This window comes from Cryobacterium sp. Hz9, assembly GCF_004402825.1.
GTDB classification, from domain to species: domain Bacteria; phylum Actinomycetota; class Actinomycetes; order Actinomycetales; family Microbacteriaceae; genus Cryobacterium; species Cryobacterium gelidum.
In genome coordinates this window covers 1-1063 of record NZ_SOFC01000005.1, presented here as the reverse complement: position 1 = coordinate 1063, position 1063 = coordinate 1, and the positions used below count along the sequence as shown (strand labels likewise).

The window sequence follows — 1063 nt, the reverse complement described above, 5'->3', positions numbered from 1 at the left end:
GTCATTCTCGGTGGGTTTGTCGGCTGGTTTGTTGATCCATGCCGTCTCGGGAATGGAGAGAATCTTAGGTGCCTGGGTCGTGCTGAATCGCTCTGGGAAGCGCGCGCGTGCCGCGTCCAGCGTCGCTGCTCGTTGGATGGCTTTCGCTGCTGCGAGGCCGTAGTGGACGTCCGCTGGGGTGTTCAGGCCGATCCCGGAATGGCGATGTTCGTGGTTGTAGCCGTCGACGAACGAGGCCATGAACGTCGTCGCGTCGGTGAGGGAGCCGAAGCGTTCGGGGAACGTCGGCGAGAATGTCAGGGTCTTGAACCACGCCTCGCTGTAGGGATTATCGTTACTTACCCGCGGCCTCGAATGCCACTTGGTGACCTCCAGATCCGACAACAACGCCGCGACGGTCTTGGACGTCATCGACGTGCCGCGGTCGGCGTGCACGACGTGTGGGACGCCGTGAATGCCGAAGATTTCCTTCATCATCTCCACCGCCAGCTCGCCCGATTCCGACGCGTGAACATACGCGCCGACGATGTAGCGGGAGTAGATATCGATCATCACGTAAGCATCGAAGTACTTCCCCTTGACCGGTCCAGCGAGTTTCGTAATATCCCAGCTGAGCACCTGGCCCGGTCCCGTCGCCGTCAGCTCCGGGATCGCTCGGGCTGGATGGCGTGCCAGACGGCGGCGGTCCTTGACTTGCTTGTTCTCGTTCAGCACCCGATACATCGTTGATATTGAGCACAAGTAGGTGCCCGCGTCGAGCAGCTGCGCGTAGATCTGGATCGGCGGCAGGTCCACGAACGGCTTCGAGTTGACGACGTCGAGAATCTGCCGGCGGTCGGCATCATCGATCTTGTTCGCCGGTATCGGCGCCGGCCCGGCCACCGGAATGCGTGGTTTTCGGGTCGCGGTCGCCCGAGGAATCCCGACCAGGTCGGCCGCGACGCGAGTCGAGATTCCTCGGCTGGCCAGTTCGCGATAGGCGGTCATTACGGCTTCGTGTGCGGTGTTTCGTCCCGCGAGCTCTTCGAAAGACTTTCGAGTAGCTCGTGCATTTTTGACATGA

General features: G+C 61.3%; 1 protein-coding gene. It reads right to left on the bottom strand.

The genetic code is table 11. From position 1 onward, the window contains the following. A partial coding sequence (locus E3N85_RS00635) for a transposase (RefSeq protein ID WP_370288926.1) occupies window positions 1-1063 on the bottom strand: 1063 nt, incomplete at both ends.